This is a genomic window from Pedobacter sp. ok626 (assembly GCF_900100435.1).
Lineage (GTDB): Bacteria > Bacteroidota > Bacteroidia > Sphingobacteriales > Sphingobacteriaceae > Pedobacter.
In genome coordinates this window covers 271,346-289,172 of record NZ_FNEX01000003.1, presented here as the reverse complement: position 1 = coordinate 289,172, position 17,827 = coordinate 271,346, and the positions used below count along the sequence as shown (strand labels likewise).

Genomic DNA, 17,827 nt, shown 5'->3' with positions numbered 1-17,827 from the left:
TGCTGTATTACAGTTAGTTAGTGTTGTTTTTCTGAACTAATACTGTTGTCTGTTGTAAGCCGCAGAAAAATCAGACCTCATACCTTTAAAACGTTCAACAACGGTGGCTATAAATGTCTCATCCAAGATCTGAAAAATCTCGTTCGCACCCCCTCCGGTTAAGTCAAGTTCTGATAATTTGTAGCTCTGTTCAAGTGTACCTTGCTCAAACTTTATGATGTATTTTTGGTTCATGTTAAACAAAGTGATTTTGCAATCTGGGTGCGGTAGTTCTGCTATTACTCTCATGTCTTTTTGCTTTAAAAAAGCCATCCCCTAAAGGATGGCTTTCGATTATATATTGATTAATTAAATGGCGTTAAATCTTAACCCCTATTTCCTTTAAAAGGAAGTTTGCTTTGTCGATTTTAGCGGCTACCCATAGTACATAACGAATGTCTACGCCAATAGATCTGCTATAGCTTTCATTCCATGCGTAATCGTTAATGGTGGCACCGTAAGCACGGTCAAAATTTACACCGATTAACTCGCCTTGTGCATTCATTACTGGAGATCCAGAGTTACCACCTGTCGTATCCATATTGTAAAGGAAGGCAACAGGCACATCCTTTAAGTCCTTTTTAGCAAATGGGCCAAAGTCTTTAGCTTCCCAAAGTGTCCTTATTTGTGCTGGATAGTCAAATTCAGGGTTTCCAGATGTTCCCTTCTCTAGTATTCCTTTGATAGTCGTGTACGGGCGCATGTATGAGGCATCAGCAGGCCAATATCCTCTTACGTAACCGTAGGTCAGTCGCAATGTACTGTTGGCATCAGGTATAAAGTCCTTTTTCAGGAATTTTTCTTTTACATTAACATAATCGCCCATTAATTTATTCAATACGCCATCACGACGATCTTTTTCAGGCTTTAATTCTGTAATTTGAGTAGCAATATCCTTTTCAAAAGATAAAAGCGGGTCGCTATAAGCTGCAATCGATTTTGGGGATGCTAATAAAGTGTTAAAGACATAAGTTGTGTCTTTAAGCTTGGTGGTTCCAAAAACGTTGTTCACAAAGTCATCAATTGCCTTTTCGTTGTCTGTAGATTTGTTTGAGATTTTAACAACAGCATTTACGGATTGATTGGAAGAAAATTCTGAGGCGTCCATAAGCATCTTTTTTAAGATCTTTCTATCTGCATCAATATCATAAGCTTCGTAATTACCTGCCAAAAATTGCTTCAAGCGCGGTTTGTTTTGGTTAAAGAAAGCCTCCCTTAGGTTTTCTGGCTGAGCATTAAGCGCTATTTTAAACGCATTGATGTTTTTGGATACACCCAGTAAACTAGTTGAATTGTAAATTTGAGTTAGCCAAAGGTCACGTTTAGCATCGCCATTAATCAGCTTATAAAGGTTGTCGATGTCGCTCATTAAGTTGCCATAGCGTGCTTTAACATCAATATTATTGTTGATGAACTTAGCCAATGCAGCATCTTCAGTCTTCTTTTGTGAAATAAGATCTATTCCTTTTAGTCCTTGCAGCTTACCGCGGTAGTTTTTTAGGACATTAGCATTTCTTTTAATTCTGGTAGCCAGTTTAATTTCTGTTGCCTTGTCCTTCTTACCTGCATTTTCCATAGTTGTATTCTGGAAGTCATATAAGTCAGATACATAAGGTAGTACAAACTGTTGTTGGTACTCTATAAATTGAGCTGGTCGATGGCGGAATGTTTTTCCTGGGTAACCTAAAATAAATACAAAATCCTCTTCATTTGTGCCATTAGGGTTTACTTTAAGGAACTTCTTAGGTGTATAAGGGATGTTGTTTTTAGCATATTTCGCTGGTTTACCATCTGGTGCTACATAGGCACGCATAAAAGAGAAGTCTCCAGTGTGACGTGGCCATACCCAATTGTCAGTTTCACCACCGTACTCGCCAACCTGGCGGTTCGGAACATATACCAATCTAACATCCTGTATGGTTTTGTATCTAAACAGTACATACGTTTTTCCGATAAACATTTCAGATACTTCGGCTTGAATGCTGGGGTCTTTTTTCTCAGCTTCAACCGCAATGTTTTTCATAGCGTCGTTAATTAATTTTAGTCTTGATGATGGGTCTGTGATTTGAGCAACGGCCCCTAAGATACGATCAGATACATCTTCATAACTGTCAGTTATGCGGCATGTTAATCCTTTTGCCTCAATCTCTTGTTCATGTGTTGCTGCTACAAAACCATTGGTTAAGTAATCATGCTCAGGGGTGCTGGCAAGCTGTACGGCACTAAAAGCGCAGTGGTGATTGGTAATGATAAGCCCCTGGTTGGAGATGAAAGAGCCAGTGCATCCGCCAACGTTTACTAATGCGTCAACAAGACTAGTTCCATTGGGGTTGTAAATATCATTCTGGCTGATTTTTAAGCCAGCTTTTTTTAGATCAAGCTTATGGATTTCACTTAAAGGGAACATGCCCTCTTCCCAGGGCTTGTAGCCTGATTGTAAGATGCCAACGCTGAGCAGTGAGCACGTTAACAGGGATGTAATTAAGGTTTTTTTATTCATTTATGTTTGTGTTTATTAATAGTTAGTTTCGGATAAGAGTCACCAATTCTACAATCGACGAGATGTTAAAAAAAATCAAATTTAATTATTTTAGTTGTTTTAGCGTGTAAAAGCGCAGATAACCTTAAGTAAGATGACTAGAGTGGTTGTAATTTTGATGTGGCGTTGAGGATTAACTTTCGTAGTTTTGCAACTCAAGTATATTATCCAATGGCAGAAGATTTAATTATAAGCACGAATTTAAACAAGGAGTCTCAGTATATTTCACTTATTCCTCAGATAAAAGCATTGATAACAGGTGAAGATGATATGATTGCGAACTTAGCTAATATCGCAGCAGCTTTAAAAGAGCAGTTTGCTTGGTTTTGGGTAGGATTCTATTTGGTTAAGGGAGATGAATTGGTGTTAGGGCCATTTCAGGGGCCAGTAGCTTGTACCAGAATAAAAAAGGGAAAGGGAGTTTGTGGTGCTGCATGGCAGCAAGATGAGACCTTAATTGTGCCTGATGTAGATCAATTCCCCGGCCACATTGCATGTGCCTCAGCCTCAAGATCTGAAATCGTTTTACCTTTACACAGAGGGCAGGAGGTTATTGGAGTTTTAGACGTTGATAGTGAATATCTTTCTCATTTTGATGAAGTTGACGCTAAATATTTAAAGGAAATAATTAACCTTATTTCAGGTTATTGAATCACGATGATGACAAGGTCGAACTACTTACAAACTTAATACACAGGCGTAGGTAACATCATTGCTTCGACGAGCCCCTGACTGTCTTCCTGTAAGCGATAACGGACAATCAATGAATCATTCACTGTGAAATGTGCAGAAAACATGGAGGAGAAAACTTGTCCGGAACGGTTCATCTTAGAACTGAAATGACCTGTAGCTATTGCAAAATCACCCTCTACCAGGATATGGTCTATTTGCGCAGATATAGGCTCAATACTTTGCCAGAGTAGGGTGAAGAATTCCTTTACTTCACTTCGCTTTGTGCGCTTGCCTAACCAAGGCGCAAGCTCTTCATTACCCGGGATGTCCCAATCGACCACTTCCGCAAACAATTGAGTTAATGTTTCTAATTCTTTAATGGATAATGCCTTATAAAAGTTGTTAATGACTTCCCGTGTTTGAATAGTCTGTGTCTGGAGCATGGTCGATTTTGTTTATTTTCAATAACAAAGAAAACATGCGTCACTGACAACCCTATGGCAGTGTGATATTTTTTATATTTTATTAATCTCCTTTAGAATACAATCACTTACTTCCTTAGCATCGGAATAAACCATGAAATGCCCGCCACCCTTAATGGTAATGTCAGCCTGATGATACTTAACGGGTAAGATGATATCAGCTGTTCCATGTATGTGGGTTAGATTTGAAGGACGCTCCTTATTTCGCCACTTCAGTATACATGTTAATGCCCATTTTATGAAATTTGGGTCACTATCAATGATAAGTTGTTTCAATAATACCCTTTCATCATGAGTTTTAGCTCCTAAAAAATTCATACCAATATTATTAATGCGCTTAAATAAAGCAACAGGAATCATTTTTTGTAACCTCAAATTTCCGGCTCTTTTGTAATACCAGGGCAGCCCAGAAAAAACAGGGGTACTAGATATAAGGAAGGTATGGACAGGACTTAGCTTCTTTGCTATTTCTGTGGCTAACATACCGCCAAATGATAATCCAATTAAATAAAATGGGATAGAGGTGTCGATTTTAAGGGCTAATCGAGATGCGTAGGATTCTAAAGATTCACCAAGCTCAGGAGTAATCCAGTCAAGATACACCAGGTCGATATCTGTGGGAAAAACCAGCTTTTTAAAAGCACGTCTGTCTGCACCAAGACCACTGATTAAATAAATTCGTTTAGCCATGATTATATCTAAGGTACAATCTTTCTCCATATTAAATGGACTAAGACATTGTGCTTTTTCGAACGATACTACTGGCTAGGATCTGAGCAACATTTTTGCACGTTCCAAATCAATAGGCTGGTCGATTGGCATCGCTAAAAAATAATCCAGTTGCCATTGCTGTGTTTGTCTTGCTTGTCTACTCGTAGGTTCATCCCAGGGGGGATATACTCTTATGGCACGTTTTCCTTCTCGTTCAGGAGTTGAAAGCACGCCTTGTTTTAAGAGTACCATTTTAGGAAATATGAATTGTCCTAGAAGGTCACCTTTGCGAGTGCTGACAATTAAGAAATCTATCTTATCGGAAACAGAATAGGGTTCAATTGGGCCATTATCACTTCTTTTCCATATTGTTACAAACTGTCCAATTTTTGTAGGTGTGATCTTAGCCACTCGATATCTTATTGCGAGCTCGTTAAGCTTAAATTCGTAGGCACTATAGTCGGAGCTTTCAGGCTCTATACTAGCCGCTGTAAAACTATGACTACTAGGTAAGTAAACAAGTTGTTGTGCCAAAATAAGGTCAGGGGATAGAGCTACTGCCATAATTCAATTTTAAATTCCGTCAAATATATCATTAAGAACGATAGCTAAGCCTAATGTATTTTGTTGTTTACAAATCACATTCTGGGCTACAATTTGTGTAGTATTGGTTACACACAAATATAACCGATATGAAAAAATTACTCATCATCGTGATGGCTTGCTATGGCCTGAACGCCCGTGCACAAGTGCACGAGTCCAGAAAGTTTCTGTACCTCTATTCCGATTCGATTATTTACGCGGCAGACATTAAGCTCCGGCCCGATTTTTTAGGCGCAATGCAGCTCAGAGCAGATTCTAAACGTGTTAAAATGGAACAGGTCAAGTTCTTTAACAATGAAGACGGGTTCTTTGCCAATACCAAAAGGCTGAAATTTGGTAGTAGCCCTTCATTTTCTGAACGAATCGTAGAAGGTCGAATCAATGTTTTTCAGGAGATAACCTACGATCCTTTCTTTTATGAGCGTGGTTACGGCCGGCGTGATAGGAGGTACAGTCATCGGGATAGAAGGCTGGAGGCCATCAATCTGAACATGTACTACAACAAGGGGTATGGTGACCTAAAAAAAGTGAATTATAATAACCTGAAGAAAGACATGACTGATCACGCGGCAAGCATGGATTTGCTGGAGAGTTACAACAAAAGTTTGAGGACTAGCAGGTTATTGTATACTGCGGCTGGTGCATCCATTGTAGCTGGCATGATTACCTTTCTGACGAATGCCAGCGCAAATGGGAAAGGGGGAACCGCTAGTTTTGCATCAAGTTTTGCTTTATTGGGGCTGGGAACAGGTTTCGCACTAGGTGGATATAGCGTATCCTTGTCTGGCAACAGGCACCTGGAAAATGCCATTGATGAATATAATAAATAAAAACTACAGATTTTCTACAGAATTATTTATTACATTTGTCTCGAGAGCGTTAATTTAATAACCCGTTTCCCGGTATGGGTGCGGGTTATTCCTTTTTTATGGATTCCTTCTTTCTTATTCGTTATATTTACATATACGAACCTAAGAAAAATAAAACCTGATTCTGATGAAAACATCCATAGCTCATTTACCAGAAACAAAACAAAGGGAAATTGCTCATATACTAAAGATCATTAGGGAGGAAGTCAATCCTGAAAAAGTAATCCTGTTTGGTAGCCATGCCAAAGGTAACTGGGTAGAAGATGAGTATATAGAAGATGGTGTGCGCTTTAGCTATATCAGCGACTACGATTTCCTGGTCATCATAAAAAAACAGGAGATAAAGGAACAAGAGATCCTTAGTCAAATAGAAAATCGTTGCAATAGTTTCAAAAATGTAATCAGTCCAATTATTCATGATATTGAATACATCAACGAAGGTTTGCGCGTAGGTCAATACTTTTTTTCTGATATCATTGCCGAAGGCATATTAATACATGACACAGGAATTTTTGAGTTCGAAAAAGCAAAAGAACTCACACCGAAAGAAGAAAAGGAGCGGGCGCAGAGCTATTTTAACATGTGGTACCCACAAGCATCACAATTTCTAATTGATGCAAAAAATGCAGCCGAGCGCGGAAAAGATGGTAGAAGAAATAGTGTATTTTACTTGCATCAGGCAACGGAATGTTTCTACAGTGCGGCCTTATTGGTTTTTACAGGATATAAACCTAAAACTCATAACCTCGCGAAATTGAGAAACTACGCAAAACACGTATCGGTTGATTTGTATACCTTGTTTCGTATGCCTATTTTGAATGACTACGAATTTCATCTCTTTGATTTGCTAAAACGAGGTTATGTGGATGCACGTTATAAATTAGATTACGACATTAGTGATGAAGAGCTAAAGGGGCTGATTGATAAGGTTACGAATATGCAGGAGATTGTTAAGACAATTTGTGAAGACAAAATCAAATAGCTTTTGAAGCACGCTGTATCAATTCAATTATGCCTTCATTCTGAACAATATACATGCCCAGTCGCTCAGTTGATACTCCTTCCTTTAAGGAGTAGGTAAATACTGGCTTTTTATCTTTAAAATATACGTCTAAGTATTTGAAAGCAATGTTTTCGAACTTCTTTAATTCTTCGGCCAATTCTACAATATGTGTAGATATAAAGAAGGCCGAATTGCGAATAGCAGTTAATGCCGATATGATCAGCAGTGATCCATCATAAGCATCTTTTACATTCGTTCCTCTAAACAGTTCATCGAAGATGATGAACATATTATCATGGTCGTTTAACAACGATGCTGCCTGTTTAACTCGTTTTACCTCACTATAATAATGACTTAAGCCTTTGTTGATGTCGTCGGGCAAGTTTATGGTGGTCATCAATCCGCTAAAAATGGACGTCTTCATATAAGTGCAAGGCACTGGAAAGCCTATGTGTGCGAGGTAAACAGCTATCCCGATAGACTTTAATAACGATGATTTCCCAGCCATATTAGATCCAGTAAGGAAAATCATGTTGTTTTGCTTGTCTACGCTTACATCATTGCTGATCGGGTTTTCTATTGAGGGATGAAACAACCCGTTAAGCTCCAACTTAAGGTCGGCAGTAGCCGTATACTCAGGGAAACTAAACCCTCTTTTTCTTGCCACATAGGCCAGGGTCTCAAATGCATCCAACTCATATATACATTGTAAAATCTCAGAGATTTGCGACTTGCCTATTCCTCTAAACACCCCGTCTAGTTTACTGATATGATGAAACCTTAACTTGTCAGCATCTGGTAAAACAGATTCTTTTAATGGAGCTGAAGTAAGTAAGGTTATTATCCTGGTCGACATGTCAACCAAATATTGAGGAGCATTTACAGCAGGCATTATGGCTAAAAATTCTGAAATGTCTTTAATCAGTTTAAGGATAGAAGTAATGCCGATAGAGATGATATAATAATCATTGCTTGGGTTTAATTTATGACTTGCAAAATCATAAAATGAATCAATTATGTTCCTTTTTAAAAACGTTTTATTGTGCTTAAGGTAATGATCAGCCAAATCCAATCGCTCCCGACTCAGTTTTAGCGAAATATTATGATCATAATAATATTTAATAGCTTCTTTTCTGGAGTTTATAACATGAATGTCGGTTAGAGGATTGTACATCATTTCATGAATTTTTTCCCGCCCACCAATGGTGTTGGTCAGCTTAAAAATATTAAATAATGCATCCGCATCTGAAGAGGATGAAAATACGTTCAGATCCTTATAGGTCTGACTGTCCATATTAAACTTCATATTGAATCTAATATAGCCTAATTATCATCTATTTGTAAGTTTAGAAGGATAAATAAAACAGAAATAATCCTTTTTAAGTATTACAAGTCATAATAGGAAATTGAGAAAGTTATGAAAATGGCAAGATTTAAATGGTTGTTGACGTTAGGATCAATCGTATTGATGACTGGTTTTACGACTAACGATGTTTTTGCACAGCGGGGTGGTAGCGGCACTCCGCGGCCTTCACGTCCTACGGGCGGAACGAGCAGACCTCCAAGTGGTGGTAGACCACCAAGTGTAAGTCGACCACCAAGCGGAGGAAGACCTCCAGGGGTAGGCGTTAGACCTCCTAATTACAGGCCGAACAGACCTTTGTACAGACCAAATTATCATTATTATAGACCTGGGTTTTCTTATCACAGACCGTATTATGGCTTTCATAGCTATTACAGACCGTTTTTAGGTATTAGCTTAAGCGTATTGCCTTTTGGCTATTATCCATTCTACTTTGGCCCTAATCAATTCTATTATGCTGGTGGCTTTTTCTATCAACAAGCTGATAATGGATATAAAGTAGTTGTTCCACCTGTTGGTGCGCAGGTGCCTAGTATTCCGTCAGAAGCGAAAGCAATTTCAATTAATGGTCAGAATTACTACGAATACAAAGGTGTTTATTACAGTACCTCAGTGGATGCAAATGGTAAAACAGTGTATGTAGTTGCAGGGAAAGATGGCGTTCTGGAAACCGGTGGTAATAGCGATAACAATGCAGGTTCCTTAGATGACGTTGGTCCGTTGCCTCAGATTGGAGATATTGTAAATGAACTTCCGGCCGACACAAGAGATGTGGTGATCAAAGGAGTGTTATATTATGTATCAGACCAAGGCGTTTACTACGAGAAAATAGTAGAGGGGGAGAAGGTTACTTATAAAGTAATTGGTATAGGTAACTAAATATAGCGTCTTTTAAAATATAAGAGCAGCCTGGTAAATTACAGTTTATCAGGCTGCTCTTTGCTTAATAAGGTAATGATACGCTCTTTATCATTGATTTGATCCTTTAAGGTCGCTACCATTTCTTTGCAGCTTTTAAGTGATGATTTTAAATCGCCATATTCAACAGGAGGTTCCGATACCATATTTTGGTCGGCGGCTAAACCTTCGCCGTTTTTATTGAAAAAGCAGCATGGCGATACCTCAAGTATCTCCGCCATGAGCAAGATATCTTTGTATTTAATAGATTCATTGATCAGACCAAGCCTTAAACCATCAAAGGTTTTTCCCATACTAATGGCTAGCCAGCTTAGCGATCTGTGCTTATCTCTTATGATTCCGTCAATTATTGCTTTTAAAGACATACGCTTCCTTTTTTATTGCAAAATAAGAATATTGTGTTAAAAAGCATATATTCTTTGATGAAATCGCATAAAAATATTGTGAATAAGGTTAAAGAACTTGTTTAATTAACCATAAAAATTTTGGAGTTTTAACCAAAATTTTAGACAAAAGAGAATGGAGCGAAAAAAAATATATTTCCATTCGCTTGACAATCAATATTTTTTTTCTAATTTTACACTTGAGAGCGTTAATTTGCGGGGGCAAAGTCTATTAGACTTGCTTCCGCTTTTTTTTGCCCATCGCTAATAAACCCCTATATATTAGAGTTTAACCTGGCGGATGATATTTTTGAGATTTAATTCAATAATATCAGTCATACTTTTACATTCAAGATATTGTGGGTCAGTGAAATAATTAGACATAGCTAACTTTAAAGTCTCTATGTTTTCAAGGGTAGTAAGTATCTCTGTATTGGATACATCCCGCAGATCTGCAAGCCGATGACGTTCACTACGAACCCGGTGTAACAAAGAGGATTTCTCTTCCTGTTGGTACTGTAAATAGGTCTTTTCTGTCAAATGTTCCATACCCAATTTTACATAAGGCAAGTTCTCCTTAAAAAACTGGGGAAGGTATACCTTTATATTTCCTTCATAAAATTGCTGGTCAAAATCAATCGCCCTTATTCTAAACTGTATGTCGTCAAAATCAGGTGTAATCTGGACAACAAAATTATAAGCCCGCATATCACCCAAAAGCATTACCAAACAACGCTCATTGAACTTCACAAACTCCTTAGCAATACGGGTTGGGTTGTATTCAGAATTTTGTAGGTAACTTTTTGCAAACACATCGCCGGGGATTCCTGCAATATGTTCCTCGATCAGTGTTTCCCGATCTACCAGATAATTAACTTGATTTGGAGATAAGATGTGTTCCAGTTCTAAACCATATATTCTCGAAGCATCAGCTTTTTTTACATAGAAGTAATCGTAAACATCATTTAAACGGTTTACAATTCTAATCCTAAAAGGATGCGTATTGCCAAAGGTGCAATATTCAATTTTATCGATGTATTTATGCTGTACAATCCGCAAGTTGCCTGATGCCTTTAAATTGGCATAGACTATTTTTAAGCCGTTGTGCAGCTCTTCAATCCTGTCGTTCGCATAAATAGGGGATTCCCATAATGAATCTTTACCATTCTTGTCCATAATAGGAAAAGCCTCAGTAAACATCCTTAAGTCGTCATAAGTGATCGGAAGTTTGGAATCACGCTGATAGACTTTAAGGTATTTCTGTAAGGCCGGAGATACCGGAAATATGGGTTTCTTACGTGAAATTCTTACATCATTGGATTCCATAACTGGGTAATTTATGCTCAATTTCGTGTATTTCATTTGAATTTCATAATGGTGTAGGTTTTAAGTCATATCAGTCCAGATATAGAAAATATAATAGCGTTGGAATGTAGTTTTGTAATACGATGAAAACACTGCTCAAAAACATACCATATTCTGTACTTGACCTTGCGACAGTAATAGAAGGCAAAACGCCTGCCGATACTTTTAAAAACAGTTTAGACCTGGCTCAACATGTGGAAGCCTGGGGATACAATCGCTATTGGCTTGCCGAGCATCACAATATGATCAGCGTAGCCAGTTCAGCTACCGCTGTAGTAATCGGGCATATTGCCGGTGGAACAAAAACCATCAGAGTAGGTTCTGGCGGGATCATGTTGCCAAATCATTCGCCTTTAATCATTGCCGAGCAATTTGGAACATTGGCATCTTTATACCCGGGACGCATTGATTTGGGATTGGGTAGGGCGCCAGGTACAGATCAGGTTACAGCAGCAGCAATAAGAGGTGATTTACGTTTTCAGGCTGCACAGGATTTTCCAAGGGAAGTTATAAAATTACAAACCTATTTATCTGCCGAGAACAGCAGGGCTCAGGTAAGGGCAATCCCCGGCGAAGGACTGGATATTCCGATCTGGATTTTAGGTTCAAGTACCGATAGCGCACGTTTGGCCGCTGCAATGGGTTTACCATATGCTTTTGCCAGCCACTTTGCTCCGGCGCAATTTATGACCGCTATTAATATATATAGACAAAATTTTAAACCTTCAGTGCACCTGAGCAAGCCATATGTATTGTCTTGTGTAAACGTAGTTGCAGCTGACACCGATGCAGAAGCTAATCGTTTGGTGACTTCGCTTTATCAGTTATTTCTAGGTATAGTTACCGGAAAACGCAAACTATTACAGCCTCCTGTAGACGATATGAATGAAGTGTGGGATGTATATGAAGAAGAGCAGGCCAATCAAATGCTCGCCTGTACATTTGTTGGAAGCAAGGAAACGCTTAAAACAGATCTGCAACTGTTTCTAGATCAAACTGGTGTTGATGAGCTAATGGTTACCTCCCATATTTTTGATCATCAGGCAAGGTTAAGGTCGTACCAGCTTTTAGCAGAAGTGTTTAAAGGCTAGGTATTTTTGCCTATAGAATCCTTTATACAGTAGTAAAAACATAGCATAAACTAAGAAAGAATAGAATCATTGGTTCAAATGTAACAGTAATTTGAAAATAATTATTTAATATTGGCTTAATCTTATTAAAATATATTTAGAACTTGGTTCTGATTTTAAATAAGAAAGAAGTTTTAACCAAATGACATCTGGGGTTGCTTAGTTTATGCTGTATATAGAACTATCTGATACTGAGTTGGTAGACTTATTGAAGTCTGGGAACAGAGCCGCGTTTACTGAAATCTTTAATCGATATCAGGCACTGCTTTATATCTTTGCCTATAAGAAAGTAGGGGATAGAGAAGAGGCAAAGGATCTTATTCATGAACTTTTCTTAACTTTTTGGGAGAAACGTGCGCAATTGAATATCTGCGGCGGCCTGCCGGCTTATCTGTTTACCATCCTTAAAAACCGGATGTTTGATTTGTATAAACACAAAAAAGTATCCCAACGCTACCTTGAATCTTTTCAGACCTATTTAGATACGGAGCAGAATGCTACCGATTATTTGGTACGTCATAATGAGCTATCCTCCCTTATTGAAAAAGAAATAGCCGGCTTGCCCCATAAAATGCGCGAAGTATTTGAGCTGAGCCGCAAAACCAACTTATCTCGTAAAGAAATCGCCGCCGAGCTTAACCTATCCGAACAAACCGTTAAAAGTCACATGCACCACGCCCTAAAAATATTAAAAGCAAAACTGGGGCCTATGGTGATATTCGTTTTATAGTTTTTTCATTTTCATTTAACCCCTGCGTTTAGGCAAATCGTTATGTATTAAAAGAGCATGAAATGATGCAGCATAGAGACGCAGAAAGTTTAATTAAGAAATATCAATCAGGATTATGTAGTCCGGAAGAGCAGGCGATTGTAGAGAACTGGCTTACTTTTGGCGAGGCAAGGAAATTTGACTTAACCGAACAGGAACTTGAAGCTGATCTAAAAGACCTGCAAGGCCGGATAGCTAAGGCCCATGTTGTAAAGCGTATCAGCCTATGGCCACGTATGGCTATCGCTGCTACCATTCTATGCTTTTTAAGTATTGGTTTTTACTTTTATGCTAAGCTTAAAAATAACAATGATATAACGCAAATTGCTGTTCATAATGATATTGCCGCCGGAAAGAACAAAGCCATTTTAACTTTGGCTAATGGCGCTAAGATATCAATTACAGACGCTGTAAATGGTGATCTGGTAAAAGAATCAGGAGTGGTGATTTCTAAAACATCAGATGGACAATTAGTTTACAAGGTCACTGAAAAAGCCACTCCTTCTACAGGCAGCGCGAAGGGCTACAATACTATTGAAACTCCGAGAGGCGGACAATACCAGGTGGTATTGCCCGACGGGACCAATGTTTGGTTAAATGCACTATCCTCCATTACCTTCCCTGAGAAGTTCACAAACATTTCCGAGCGTAGTGTTGAACTTAAAGGTGAAGCTTATTTTGAGGTAGTTAAAGATAAAAAACGTCCATTCATTGTTAGAACCGATAGGCAGGAGATTGAAGTACTGGGTACGCATTTTAACATCAATAGCTATACTGATGAACAGAAATCGGTAACCACCTTATTGCAAGGATCTGTTAAAGTCGCGCCTGTAAGGATGGAAAAAGGGAAAGCAGATGTGGTTTTACATAACCTTTCAACAATCATTAGTCCGGGGCAACAGGCAAGCTCAACACGTCAGGATATAAAAGTAAACCTTGCGGATCTGGACCAGGTGATGGACTGGAAAAACGGTGATTTTATATTTAAGAAAGAAAGCCTTGCAGGCATCATGAGAAAAGTGTCGCGTTGGTATGATGTAAGAGTTGAATGTGATAAAGGAATAGATCAGAATCAGACTTTTAGTGGCTCGGTTTCCAGGTCTAAGAACATTTCAGAAGTATTAAAGATTATGCAATCCGCCGGTCAGCTCAGGTTCGACATTGTGGGGAAAAAGGTGCTGATCACCAAATAAACAGAATTAAACATAACCAAACAAGATGAAAGAAAACTACAAAAACAGTACTTAAACACTCATCATGGCGAGATTAAATTTACCGGAAGTGCTGAAACACCCCCGGTAAAAGTTTAATGCTTATCCATTAAACCCAAAGATTTGGGCATTGTGTAACCAATTATTTAATGAATGATATGAAGTGTTTCCCCTTGTAAGCAAGCACCTCATAGACTTAAACAGAACCAAATGTATGAAATTTTACATTAAAAGCCCATGTCGGCCACCGGCATGTGCAGCCACCTTTTTGTGGATCATGAACCCGTTAAAGCGGATAGATCCAACAATTAAAAGACAGATTATTATGAGGGTTAAACTAGTTGTAGTCCTGCTAACAACCACAATTTTACACCTGAGTGCCAGTACTTATAGCCAAAATGTAACCTTGAAGTATAGCAATGCTACATTGGTCAATGTATTTAAAGAAATCAGGATGCAAACCGGTTATGATTTCTTTTACAGCGACAAGCTAATGAGTGATGCAAAGCCAGTGAATATAAACCTGAACAATGTAAGCCTTGACAAAGCATTAATGATTTGTTTTAAGGATCAGCCTTTGAGTTACAGGATAGAAAATAAAACGGTTATTGTAAAAGAGAAAGAAGTCTCCATCGTGGACAAGGTAATCGGTTATTTTTCGGCTGCCGATGTGCGGGGACGGGTATTGGATGAACAAGGACTGCCATTGATTGGGGTAAGTGTTAAAGTGAAAGGAAGCCCTTTGGGCGTGAGTACAAACTCCAATGGTGAATTTACCATTAAACTTCCCAAAGGCGATGAAACACTTGTGTTTAGTTACATCGGTTATCAAAGCAAGGAAGTCGCTGTAAATAACGGTACGTTAATCAATGTTACCTTAATTGAAGCAAACAAAGGCTTAGATGAGGTAATTGTTATAGGATATGGTACGCAAAAAAAGAGAAATGTAATTGGCTCTGTCGCGCAAATCAACAGCGAAGATTTGAAACAGATGCCTACCATGAACATTACCAACATGCTATCGGGTAGGTTGCCTGGAATTACCACTTTACAACAATCCGGACGTCCGGGTGCAGATGATGCCACACTTAGAGTGAGGGGAACTTCATCTTATCAGGGAAGTCAGGGGCCAATTGCCATAGTTGATGGCGTAGAGCGTCCTTTTGCGCAATTGGATCCAAATGAAATTGAAAGTATATCTATACTTAAGGATGCAGTAGCATTATCTGTATATGGCTTACAAGCGGCAAATGGGATCATATTGGTGACCACCAAACGAGGAAAGGCACAACAACCAAGCATCAGCTATGATGGTGCCGTGATGGTCAATTCGAACACCCGTTTCCCTAAGTTTTTAGATGGCCCGGATTATATGGAGTGGTTTTCTAAAGCAGAAGAACTGGACAATGAATACCGGATCAATACAGATCAGGACCCTAATCCTTTAACCTATAATAAATCACAGATCAATGCGCTCAGAAATGGCACGAATACCAATCCTCTGCTGGGAAATACAGATTGGATGGGCGAGTTTTTGGGGAAATCCAGTACCTCTCAAAGTCACGGAGTAACCGTTAGAGGTGGTACAGACAGGATTAAATACTTCTCTAATATAGGTTACCTGGATCAGGATGGGGTAGTGGCAAATACAGGCTACAAACGTTTTAACCTGCGTACCAATTTGGATGCTAAGTTGAATGATATATTATCTATTTCATTTGACATCAATGCCAGAATGCAAAAGACACATACACCAGGGATATCTCCAGACAACGCATCTTACATGAATCCATTTTATCAGGCGGTAAGGACTTTGCCAAATATGCCCATGTATGCACCTAATGGATTACCAACGGCTTACAACAGTAATGCAGGTTATGTAAATCCAATTGCCTCAGTATTGGAGTCTGGTTATCAACGTGCAGAAACGAATGTATTTCAAACAACTTTAATTTTTAATGTAAAGGTGCCATGGGTAAATGGCCTATCCGGTAAAGTACAGACCTCATTTGATAAGAATGCAACAGAGAATAAAGGCTGGACCACACCATACAAGTTAATGGGCAAGGGTAGAACTCAGACTACAGGCGATTACACACTGATTGCCAATCCTCCGGGAATTACTGTGAATACCCTTCGTCAGAGTTATGTTCAAAATAATAGATTGACTTTTCAACCCAGCTTAAACTACTCCAAAACATTTGGTGATCATACGATTAATGCTTTGGCACTCTATGAATGGTCTAAGTATAACAGCAACTTGTTTTCTGCTGCCACCCGAAACTTTGCTTTAACTGAACTGCAAGATATTGATTTTGGTAGTACAGCCGCCGCCGATGTGATTAGTCCAACAGGTTCTAGTGGTGCCACTGCAAGACATGGTTATGTTGGAAGGGTTAATTATTCATATAAAAATAAGTATTTGTTTGAAGCGGCTCTCCGTGCTGATGCTTCCATCAACTTTCCGGAAGAAGGACGTTGGGGGTATTTCCCAGGTGCGGGATTGGGTTGGATAGCCAGTGAGGAGAAATTCTTTGAGCCTTTTAAAGGCACAGTTAATTTTTTTAAAATCAAGGCATCAATTGGTGTGTTGGGTAAAGAAGAAACCTTAAGTACTTTTGCTTATTTGCCAACCTTTAGTTTTACAGATAACCCTGTTGCCGTTATTGGTGGAGCAAGTGTTTCTGCGTTGTATACCGGAACACCCCCTAATAAGGATCTAACCTGGGAAAAACATCGTATAACCAATGTGGGCTTTGAAGCTGAGTTGTGGAATGGGAAATTGGGGATAGATTTTGATTATTTCTATAAGGTTGTAACCGACATTTTAACCACCAGATCTGGTCTATATCCTGCTTCAGTAGGCGGTAATTTTCCTTCAACATTTAATGATGGAATTACAGATAACAGAGGTTTTGACCTCCAAATCAGACATCGCAATAAGATTGGGAAATTCAGTTACGGTGTAACAGGTAATTTTAACTGGGCAAGGAATAAGATCATTCTAATTAATGAAGTTCAAAGCTTGCCATCATGGCAAAGAAGGACGGGCAGACCAATAGGTGAGAAGCTTGGTTTTGTGGTAGATGGATTTTATAACACTTGGGAAGAAGCTAGAAATGGTTCTTCCCCAAGTAGTGGTATCATAGCCCCTGGATATTTCAAGTATAAGGATTTGAATGGCGATGGTAGAGTAACCCGGGATGCGGATATGACTTTTGTGGGTAGAAGTAATATGCCCGAAATTATGTACGGTTTAAACATTGACGCCGCATATGCTGGTTTTGATTTTTCTGTGCTATTTCAGGGGGCGGCTTTATCCAGTATTGCCTTAGCCGGTGTATATGAAGGATCATCAGGTACTTCAGGCGTTGAAGACAATACGCCTTTTACTAAAACCTTTTATGGATATGGTAACTCACCATATTATTTGGTGGAGCAAGCCTGGAGACCAGATAACCAGAATGTCAATTATCCACGGTTAACATCTGGAGGTGTTGCACTTTCACCACATAATGCAAACGCCAATTCCGGTTTTATAAAAAGCAATGATTATATCAGGTTGAAATCTATTCAGATTGGCTACACACTACCTAAAAGTCTGTTTAAATCTAAAATAGAGAAAATGCGCTTTTATGTTTCCGGGTTTAACCTGTTTACATGGGATAAGCTGAAATACCTCGACCCAGAGATGCCTAACGTAAATAATGGATTTTATCCTCAACAGAAGATGATCTCCGGAGGAGTTAACCTAATATTTTAATTAGAGC

The 17,827-nt window shown here is 38.8% G+C and carries 16 protein-coding genes; 8 read left to right on the top strand and 8 right to left on the bottom strand.

What is annotated here, in order from left to right; all coding sequences use genetic code 11:
- Positions 1-36: 36 nt before the first annotated feature.
- Together BLS35_RS05565 and BLS35_RS05560 are read right to left on the bottom strand one after the other, a co-directional pair.
- Positions 37-288 carry a hypothetical protein gene (locus tag BLS35_RS05565; protein ID WP_090778986.1) on the bottom strand — a complete coding sequence of 84 codons (252 nt, stop codon included), beginning with the start codon at positions 286-288 and terminating at the stop codon, positions 37-39.
- A 70-nt stretch (positions 289-358) separates the two neighbouring features.
- Positions 359-2,539, bottom strand: a complete 2,181-nt coding sequence (locus BLS35_RS05560) for a S46 family peptidase (RefSeq protein ID WP_090778631.1) — start codon at positions 2,537-2,539, stop codon at positions 359-361.
- A gap of 210 nt (positions 2,540-2,749) precedes the next feature.
- Here BLS35_RS05560 and BLS35_RS05555 point away from each other — a divergent pair, with 210 nt between their 5' ends.
- Positions 2,750-3,229 carry a GAF domain-containing protein gene (locus BLS35_RS05555; RefSeq protein ID WP_090778629.1) on the top strand — a complete coding sequence of 160 codons (480 nt, stop codon included), beginning with the start codon at positions 2,750-2,752 and terminating at the stop codon, positions 3,227-3,229.
- A 35-nt stretch (positions 3,230-3,264) separates the two neighbouring features.
- On the opposite strand, the gene BLS35_RS05550 is transcribed toward BLS35_RS05555, so the two are convergent.
- The 3 genes from BLS35_RS05550 to BLS35_RS05540 form a co-directional block, all read right to left on the bottom strand.
- Positions 3,265-3,693 (bottom strand): nuclear transport factor 2 family protein, encoded by a 429-nt coding sequence (locus BLS35_RS05550; RefSeq protein ID WP_090778627.1) that lies wholly within the window; start codon positions 3,691-3,693, stop codon positions 3,265-3,267.
- Positions 3,694-3,765: 72 nt separating this feature from the next.
- Positions 3,766-4,452 (bottom strand): alpha/beta fold hydrolase, encoded by a 687-nt coding sequence (locus BLS35_RS05545; protein ID WP_090778625.1) that lies wholly within the window; start codon positions 4,450-4,452, stop codon positions 3,766-3,768.
- Between the two features lie 45 nt (positions 4,453-4,497).
- Positions 4,498-4,977: a MepB family protein gene (locus tag BLS35_RS05540; RefSeq protein ID WP_207909088.1), complete on the bottom strand. Its 480-nt coding sequence runs from the start codon at positions 4,975-4,977 to the stop codon at positions 4,498-4,500.
- 158 nt (positions 4,978-5,135) lie between these two features.
- Between BLS35_RS05540 and BLS35_RS05535 the strand changes: the two genes are divergently transcribed.
- Entirely contained in the window at positions 5,136-5,876 is a 741-nt protein-coding gene (locus tag BLS35_RS05535; RefSeq protein WP_090778622.1) for a hypothetical protein, read from the top strand.
- 166 nt (positions 5,877-6,042) lie between these two features.
- Positions 6,043-6,897 (top strand): HEPN domain-containing protein, encoded by an 855-nt coding sequence (locus BLS35_RS05530; protein WP_090778620.1) that lies wholly within the window; start codon positions 6,043-6,045, stop codon positions 6,895-6,897.
- On the opposite strand, the gene BLS35_RS05525 is transcribed toward BLS35_RS05530, so the two are convergent.
- Positions 6,890-8,224, bottom strand: a complete 1,335-nt coding sequence (locus BLS35_RS05525; protein ID WP_090778618.1) for a MutS-related protein — start codon at positions 8,222-8,224, stop codon at positions 6,890-6,892. The genes BLS35_RS05530 and BLS35_RS05525 overlap by 8 nt on opposite strands.
- 117 nt (positions 8,225-8,341) lie before the next feature.
- On the opposite strand from BLS35_RS05525, the gene BLS35_RS05520 reads away from it, so the two are divergent.
- Positions 8,342-9,160 carry a DUF6515 family protein gene (locus BLS35_RS05520; protein WP_254778689.1) on the top strand — a complete coding sequence of 273 codons (819 nt, stop codon included), beginning with the start codon at positions 8,342-8,344 and terminating at the stop codon, positions 9,158-9,160.
- A gap of 38 nt (positions 9,161-9,198) precedes the next feature.
- Here the strand turns inward: BLS35_RS05520 and BLS35_RS05515 are convergent, their stop codons facing one another.
- Together BLS35_RS05515 and BLS35_RS05510 are read right to left on the bottom strand one after the other, a co-directional pair.
- On the bottom strand, positions 9,199-9,564 hold the full coding sequence (locus tag BLS35_RS05515; protein WP_090778616.1) for a hypothetical protein: 366 nt from the start codon (positions 9,562-9,564) through the stop codon (positions 9,199-9,201).
- 300 nt (positions 9,565-9,864) lie between these two features.
- The gene (locus BLS35_RS05510) at positions 9,865-10,908 is read right to left on the bottom strand and encodes a hypothetical protein (RefSeq protein WP_090778614.1); all 1,044 of its coding nucleotides are present in this window, start codon (positions 10,906-10,908) and stop codon (positions 9,865-9,867) included.
- A gap of 122 nt (positions 10,909-11,030) precedes the next feature.
- On the opposite strand from BLS35_RS05510, the gene BLS35_RS05505 reads away from it, so the two are divergent.
- From BLS35_RS05505 to BLS35_RS05490, 4 genes are all read left to right on the top strand, one after another.
- Positions 11,031-12,038: an LLM class flavin-dependent oxidoreductase gene (locus BLS35_RS05505; RefSeq protein WP_090778612.1), complete on the top strand. Its 1,008-nt coding sequence runs from the start codon at positions 11,031-11,033 to the stop codon at positions 12,036-12,038.
- A 205-nt stretch (positions 12,039-12,243) separates the two neighbouring features.
- Positions 12,244-12,807 carry an RNA polymerase sigma factor gene (locus tag BLS35_RS05500; protein WP_090778610.1) on the top strand — a complete coding sequence of 188 codons (564 nt, stop codon included), beginning with the start codon at positions 12,244-12,246 and terminating at the stop codon, positions 12,805-12,807.
- Between the two features lie 62 nt (positions 12,808-12,869).
- On the top strand, positions 12,870-14,039 hold the full coding sequence (locus BLS35_RS05495) for a FecR family protein (RefSeq protein WP_090778608.1): 1,170 nt from the start codon (positions 12,870-12,872) through the stop codon (positions 14,037-14,039).
- A gap of 343 nt (positions 14,040-14,382) precedes the next feature.
- Positions 14,383-17,820 (top strand): TonB-dependent receptor, encoded by a 3,438-nt coding sequence (locus BLS35_RS05490; RefSeq protein ID WP_165973228.1) that lies wholly within the window; start codon positions 14,383-14,385, stop codon positions 17,818-17,820.
- The last annotated feature ends 7 nt before the right edge of the window (positions 17,821-17,827 follow it).

Coding starts and splice junctions, on each gene's coding strand:
- BLS35_RS05565 (WP_090778986.1), bottom strand. CDS start 288: ATGAGAGTAATAGCAGAACTACCGCACCCAGATTGCAAAATCACTTTG.
- BLS35_RS05560 (WP_090778631.1), bottom strand. CDS start 2,539: ATGAATAAAAAAACCTTAATTACATCCCTGTTAACGTGCTCACTGCTC.
- BLS35_RS05555 (WP_090778629.1), top strand. CDS start 2,750: ATGGCAGAAGATTTAATTATAAGCACGAATTTAAACAAGGAGTCTCAG.
- BLS35_RS05550 (WP_090778627.1), bottom strand. CDS start 3,693: ATGCTCCAGACACAGACTATTCAAACACGGGAAGTCATTAACAACTTT.
- BLS35_RS05545 (WP_090778625.1), bottom strand. CDS start 4,452: ATGGAGAAAGATTGTACCTTAGATATAATCATGGCTAAACGAATTTAT.
- BLS35_RS05535 (WP_090778622.1), top strand. CDS start 5,136: ATGAAAAAATTACTCATCATCGTGATGGCTTGCTATGGCCTGAACGCC.
- BLS35_RS05530 (WP_090778620.1), top strand. CDS start 6,043: ATGAAAACATCCATAGCTCATTTACCAGAAACAAAACAAAGGGAAATT.
- BLS35_RS05525 (WP_090778618.1), bottom strand. CDS start 8,224: ATGAAGTTTAATATGGACAGTCAGACCTATAAGGATCTGAACGTATTT.
- BLS35_RS05520 (WP_254778689.1), top strand. CDS start 8,342: ATGGCAAGATTTAAATGGTTGTTGACGTTAGGATCAATCGTATTGATG.
- BLS35_RS05515 (WP_090778616.1), bottom strand. CDS start 9,564: ATGTCTTTAAAAGCAATAATTGACGGAATCATAAGAGATAAGCACAGA.
- BLS35_RS05510 (WP_090778614.1), bottom strand. CDS start 10,908: ATGGAATCCAATGATGTAAGAATTTCACGTAAGAAACCCATATTTCCG.
- BLS35_RS05505 (WP_090778612.1), top strand. CDS start 11,031: ATGAAAACACTGCTCAAAAACATACCATATTCTGTACTTGACCTTGCG.
- BLS35_RS05500 (WP_090778610.1), top strand. CDS start 12,244: ATGCTGTATATAGAACTATCTGATACTGAGTTGGTAGACTTATTGAAG.
- BLS35_RS05495 (WP_090778608.1), top strand. CDS start 12,870: ATGATGCAGCATAGAGACGCAGAAAGTTTAATTAAGAAATATCAATCA.
- BLS35_RS05490 (WP_165973228.1), top strand. CDS start 14,383: ATGAGGGTTAAACTAGTTGTAGTCCTGCTAACAACCACAATTTTACAC.